6 protein-coding genes are annotated in these 6,406 nt (G+C 36.8%); all 6 read left to right on the plus strand.

The annotated features are described in order from the left end of the window. Positions 1 to 5: 5 nt before the first annotated feature. A complete protein-coding gene (gene hisIE / locus OOZ15_RS18895) occupies positions 6 to 605 on the plus strand; it encodes a bifunctional phosphoribosyl-AMP cyclohydrolase/phosphoribosyl-ATP diphosphatase HisIE (RefSeq protein WP_265958010.1) in 600 nt (199 codons plus the stop codon). Positions 606 to 863: 258 nt separating this feature from the next. After that, positions 864 to 1,955, plus strand: coding sequence for a magnesium/cobalt transporter CorA (corA, locus tag OOZ15_RS18900; RefSeq protein WP_265958011.1), 1,092 nt, complete (start codon positions 864 to 866; stop codon positions 1,953 to 1,955). A 74-nt stretch (positions 1,956 to 2,029) separates the two neighbouring features. Further along, on the plus strand, positions 2,030 to 2,656 hold the full coding sequence (locus OOZ15_RS18905) for a dioxygenase family protein (RefSeq protein WP_265958012.1): 627 nt from the start codon (positions 2,030 to 2,032) through the stop codon (positions 2,654 to 2,656). A gap of 126 nt (positions 2,657 to 2,782) precedes the next feature. Then, positions 2,783 to 3,541 (plus strand): SDR family oxidoreductase, encoded by a 759-nt coding sequence (locus OOZ15_RS18910; RefSeq protein WP_265958013.1) that lies wholly within the window; start codon positions 2,783 to 2,785, stop codon positions 3,539 to 3,541. Positions 3,542 to 3,678: 137 nt separating this feature from the next. Then, entirely contained in the window at positions 3,679 to 4,605 is a 927-nt protein-coding gene (locus tag OOZ15_RS18915) for a helix-turn-helix domain-containing protein (protein ID WP_265958014.1), read from the plus strand. Positions 4,606 to 4,743: 138 nt separating this feature from the next. Continuing rightward, positions 4,744 to 5,898: a toxin-antitoxin system YwqK family antitoxin gene (locus OOZ15_RS18920; protein ID WP_265958015.1), complete on the plus strand. Its 1,155-nt coding sequence runs from the start codon at positions 4,744 to 4,746 to the stop codon at positions 5,896 to 5,898. Positions 5,899 to 6,406: the final 508 nt, after the last annotated feature.

Raw genomic sequence — 6,406 nt, forward strand, 5'->3', positions numbered from 1 at the left:
AAATTATGAAGACAATTGATTTTAATAAAAATAACGACGGACTTGTACCGGCAATCATTCAGGATGTAAAAACCAAAACGGTGTTGATGTTGGGTTATATGAATGAAGCCGCGTATATAAAGACCGTGGAAACCAAACAGGTCACTTTTTACAGCAGAACCAAACAACGTCTGTGGACCAAAGGGGAAGAAAGTGGTAATTTTTTACAGCTGAAAGAAATAAAACTGGACTGTGACCAAGACACACTATTAATCAAAGTAGATCCTGTCGGCCCAGCTTGCCATAAGGGAACCGATACCTGTTGGGCGGAAGAAAACGAATCCGGTTACGGATTTTTATCCGAATTGGAAGCTGTGATTAGCAGCAGAAAAGAAAACCCTGACGACGAAAAAAGCTATGTAGCTTCTCTATTCCGTAAAGGAATCAACAAAATAGCGCAAAAAGTAGGAGAAGAGGCGGTAGAAACCGTTATTGAAGCCAAAGACAGGAACGACAAACTGTTTTTAAATGAAAGCGCCGACCTCCTGTTCCATTATTTGATACTGCTACAAGCCAAAGGCTACAAACTTGGCGATATCGTTAAGGTCTTGGCGGAAAGACATTGATCTTATTTGTATGAGACGTGTTAAAACACCCCTAAGGTCCCCTCAAGGGAACAATTGTGAAAATTCCCCTTTGAAGACCTGTGCTGAACAAAGCTTCAGTAGGGATTAAGGGGGATGGGAACGCAGATAAAGGGACAAACAAGAACTAAATTTTTATTGATAAACTTTCTCTTGTATTAATTTACTTCCAGTTTTCAAAGTATTTCATATTTCCCTATTTTTATAGGAAGATTGAATGAGTTCATTAATACATAATCGATGGCAAAAAAAAGTATAGACCTCAAAAGAGTACTCAAAAAATCGTTCAAGTCGCAACGCAGTATAGGACAAGCGCCGGGAACGGTTACTTATGTTGGGGCAAGGCAAGACGGCAGGTATGCCATAGATGTATTGGATTATTCTAATGATATGTTTCATCTACAATCGCTTACCGATGTAAACGAAGCCTTGACCTTTAAGGATAATATTACGGTTTCCTGGTTTAATATAGTTGGATTGAGCAACGAAGTCGAAATCACCAAGCTGGGAGATCATTTCAATCTTAATTCACTGGTGCTTGAAGATATCGTAAACACCAGTCAACGTCCCAAGGTCGATGAGTATGATGACTATGCTTTTGTTACCCTCAAAATGATTTATTTGGATGATGATTACAAATCAACAATAGAACATTGTGGTGTGGTGCTGTGTGAACACAATGTGTTGTTGTTTCAGGAAATCGATGCCGATGTTTTTGAAGGGCTGAGAAACCGTATAAAAAACAAGTCGGGACGTATCCGTAGCCGGGGTGCCGATTATCTGTTTTTTACCATCATAGATGCTATTGTGGATCAATATTTTGTGGTTTCAGAAAATATAGCCTCTCAGATAGATGATTTGGAAGAAGAGGTGTATAACAACCCTAAAGAGGAAACCGCACAAAAAATACAACAGTTGAAAAAAGAGGTGTTACAAGTGCGAAAATGGGTGTCCCCGGTGAAAGATCTTATCAGTAGGATCATAGAGACCGATCACCGATTGATCAGCAATGAAACCAAGGTGTTCTTTAAAGATGCTTTGGACCACAGCCTTCAGATTTATGAAAACATACAGTTGTACAGGGAGATGACGACCAACCTCATGGAGATCTATATGACCAACATGAGCAACAAAATGAACGAAGTGATGAAAGTGCTGACCATCATGGCCAGTATTTTTATTCCGTTGACATTTATAGCAGGGGTTTACGGGATGAATTTTGAATATATGCCCGAATTGCAGCATCGAAATGCTTATTTTATCGTTTTAGGCCTTATGTTCATCATTTTTATCCTGATGATTATTTATTTTAAACGAAAGAAGTGGCTTTGATTGAATAGAGTAGTGAGCTTGTTGTATCTCCATTTCTTAGTATAAATTAATTAGCGATAATTTAAAAAACACAAATGATACGACCATTAATTGCAATACTATTGACAATTCTACTGTCATCCTGTGCGAATTCTCAAAATCGGGACAAAACCCGACTTGTTGGAGGAGGTGAGGGTTGTGAGGCAATTTTTGAATATGGGGATAAAGAATTGACCGCTGTGGACACTTTGCCCGACTTTAACGATCAAGGGTCTAAAATAAAAGTAACAGGGACAATCTATCAAAATGACGGGAAAACACCTGCTGAGGATGTAATCCTTTACATTTACCATACTGACCAGAAAGGGATTTATGCGACAAAAGGAGATGAAACAGGATGGGCAAAACAGCATGGGTATATAAGGGGTTGGATAAAAACAGATAGTGACGGACAGTATACTTTTTACACATTAAAACCCGGGGCTTATCCCAACAGGTCAGCACCAGCACATATGCACCTTACAATTCTGGAACCCAACGGGAAATACTATTGGCTAGGTAGCTATCATTTTGAGGGTGACAGTTTACTGACTGACAAAGAAATTGATCCTGATTCACCAAGAGGAGGTAATTCAGGTGTGCTAACTTTAAGAAAAGAAGGGAACCTATTGATCGGAACAAGGAATGTCGTTTTAGGTAAAAACATTCCGAACTATGAATAAAGTATCCTGCGATAATGTGAGTACAATATTTCAAAAATAAAATTTGACTACAACAAACATCGATTAGACTAAGATCGTTATCTAATATCTCTCCACTTTTGTTAAAACAAAAAACATAAAAAGACAATGAAAACAAAAATTGCATTAATTACCGGGGGTAGTAGAGGTTTAGGTAAAGATATGGCATTAAACATCGCTAAACTGGGACATGATGTTGTTATCACCTACCATTCTAACAAAACAGCAGCTCAAGAAGTGGTTGCTGAAATTGAAAAAACAGGGCAGAAAGCCAAAGCCTTTCAACTGGATACTAGTGATATCACTAAGTTCAATGCCTTTTTCGAGGTACTGTCTTCCTACCTCAACGAAGTAAATGGAAGTCCGAATTTTGATTTTTTGATTAATAATGCCGGTACGGGTATTTATACGCCCTTTACCGAAACAACAGAAGAACAGTTTGATGAAATGTTCAACATTCATTTAAAAGGAGTTTATTTCTTAACCCAAAAAGCATTGAACTATTTAAATGACGGGGGAAGGATCATCAATATATCCTCCGGTTTGGCACGGTTTACCTTTCCCAATTCTTCTGCCTATGCTTCCATGAAAGGAGCCGTAGAGGTGTTTACACGTTATTTGGCAAAAGAACTCGGACATCGAGGCATAGCTGCCAATGTGATCGCCCCGGGAGCTATTGCTACTGATTTTGGCGGTGGTGAAAATAAAAACAACGAGCAAAAAAGAAAGGCTTTGACCAGTGTTACCGCTTTGGGCCGTGTTGGTGAACCCGAAGATATTGGCGGTGTGGTTGCCTTTTTATGTACCGAAGACGCTAAATGGATCAACGGTCAGCGTATAGAGGTTTCTGGGGGCGTTTTGTTGTAAAATGTCATGTCGAGCCCTTCGGCTGTCGCTCAGGATAAACTAAGGTCGAGACGTTTTGTTTGATCCTTCGATTGCGCTCAGGGGGACACGAACATATAGGTTTATATAATGGACAATGATTTAAAAATCATTCTAAAATGGAAAAAAGCAACATACAAAAAGTAGATACGATTTCTGAGTATCATAAACTGAGGGGACTGCAACCACCTGAGCATCCATTGATTAGTTTGGTGGATTACAGCCTGATAAAACACAGTCCGGAGAACAGTAAGATCAGTTGGTTACAGAAATACTATACCATTGGTTTAAAACGCAATATCCCCGGGAAGTACCGCTACGGACAAAAGGAGTATGATTTTGATAACGGATTGATGTCTTTTTTTGCTCCCAATCAGATTTTAAATGTCGAGTATGTTGAAAACAAGAGTTCCAAAAAACCCTCAGGGTGGATTTTAGTGATCCATCCTGATTTTCTTTGGGGAACTTCGTTGGCTGGTAAGATGAAAAAGTATGAATTTTTCAGTTACGCCATCAACGAGTCCTTGTTTTTATCAGAAAAAGAAGAAAAAACAATTCTTGATATTTTTAAGAAGATAGAAACCGAATACCGGTCCAATATTGATGATTTTAGTCAGAATATCATCATTGCCCAAATTGAATTGCTGCTCAATTATGCCGAACGCTTTTACCAACGGCAATTCATTACCCGAAAAAAGAACAATCACGAAATTCTCGACCGACTGGAAATGTTGCTGAATGATTATTTTAAAACGGGAACAGCCCTTGATAACGGATTACCCTCAGTACAACACCTGGCGAGCCAATTAAACCTTTCGCCCGGTTATTTAAGCAGCCTTACCAAAAAACTAACCGGACAATCCACTCAGGAACTAATCCACTACAAACTGATTGAAAGGGCAAAAGAAAAACTCACTACCACCAACTTATCGGTGAGTGAAATCGCTTTTGATTTAGGTTTTGAGCACGCACAATCCTTCAACAAATTATTTAAGTCCAAAACCGATTATTCCCCTTTAAAATTTCGGGAAGCTTTTTATAATTAGGAGATGCTTTGTACTCGACACAACTATCTTAGCCAGATATTCCATTAGAAAAAGCTTATATTTGGGAGATGATTCGATTTACTACATTAATTGATGGCGCTTTAGAGATAATATATTTTGTTAATAAATAGCAACTTTATGAACAAAACAGACAACATTCAGGAGGAGGATTTACTTCAAAAGGATGAAGTGGCTTATAAAGAAGGAAAACCTTTTACTGGTATAGCAGTTCAAGATTGGACATTCCTAGCTAATCCTGGATTCAACGAATGGGCTAATTATACAGCATATACACCATATAAAAATGGAATTAAAGAAGGTGTTTGTAGAGCATACTATGAAAATAATCAATTAAGATATGAGGTTGTTTACAAAAATGGCTTGAGAAATGGGCGATTCATATCTTGGTTTGAAAATGGTAAGTTAAGTGAAGAAGGGTTTTATGAGAATGGTAAAAAAGTTGGTATTTGGAAAACTTGGTTCAAAAATGAATGTATGGAAAGTGAAATGAATTTTGAGAATGATAAAGAATTAGATGTTAAAAGGTGGTTTGATAATTATCAATTGAAATCAGAAAGAAAAGAAAAAGGAATATTCGAAGATGACGAAATTAAAGTCACAGAAAGAGGATATTACAGAAATGGTCTATTGAAATATGAGAAAAAAATAATCAAAAAGAACAATAGTGTCATTTGTATAGAATGGCATAAAAATGGTCAATTAATGAAAGAGGAGGTCATTAATGACGATAACGGACAGTATTTGTTGTATTTGTTTGAAAGAGCATTTTATGAAAATAATATAGTTAAAAGTGAAACGAATTATAAAATTGGTTACAAAAAAGAAAAAAAACATGTGGTAGGAGAAACAAAAGCAAGGATATTTAGATTTCCCATAAAAATAAACCATGGAGTTCATAGATTTTGGTACGAGGAAGGAAAACTTAATAAAGAATTTTTTTATATAAATGGCAAAAAGGATGGAATTGCCAATGAATGGGATTCAAAAGGTAATTTAATATGTAATCAAATATACAAAAATGGTAAATTGTTGGAAGAGAAAAGAATGTTCGAAGATTATATAGAAAGGGTTTTCTTTAGAATTGAAAATGGATTTAAAAAGAGAGTATTAGAATATAGAAAATACGATGGTCAATTGTTGCCAAAATCTGAATGGCCAAAACTAAAAATAAAGCACTATGATAGTAGTTATGATAATGGATTCAATGATGCTTATTATAATGACCAACTTGATATGGATCAGCAAAGTCCTGAATTTTGGGATAGCCAATAAAGATAGATATCATAGTAATAAAATCATAATAGCACAGTCCAATCTCGATAGCGCGAATTTCCAAATCCACACCTACTTCACCTAAATCACTCCACAAGGTAACAGTAAATAAGGGAAAAGGAACACTAAATCACACCCACAAGGAACAGAAAACAAAGCATAAGGAGTGCACAATCATCCATAAGGAATAGAACACAGGCTTTAAGGAGAGTTTTTTGACTATAAGGAGTAGGATATGGATAATAAGGAGTGCAAGATGAACAATAAGGAGGGTCGAGCGTTAAGAAACAATCCAGTGGATTGTTTTAGAGAAGGAGCCAGATGGCGCGTTGGCCAATTCTTTCATTATTAAAAGGAACAACGCATGGAAAACATCCCTAATGAGCTGCGCTTGCAAACCTCGTGGCAAAATGACACTATCCCAAAAAGTGTGTAAGTTATAAATCGAGGGTTTGGTTTTTTTAGAGCTGAACCCTTTTTTCAAATATAGTTAAAAATTGGTTTAAAA

Source organism: Galbibacter kalidii (assembly GCF_026241135.1).
Lineage (GTDB): Bacteria > Bacteroidota > Bacteroidia > Flavobacteriales > Flavobacteriaceae > Galbibacter.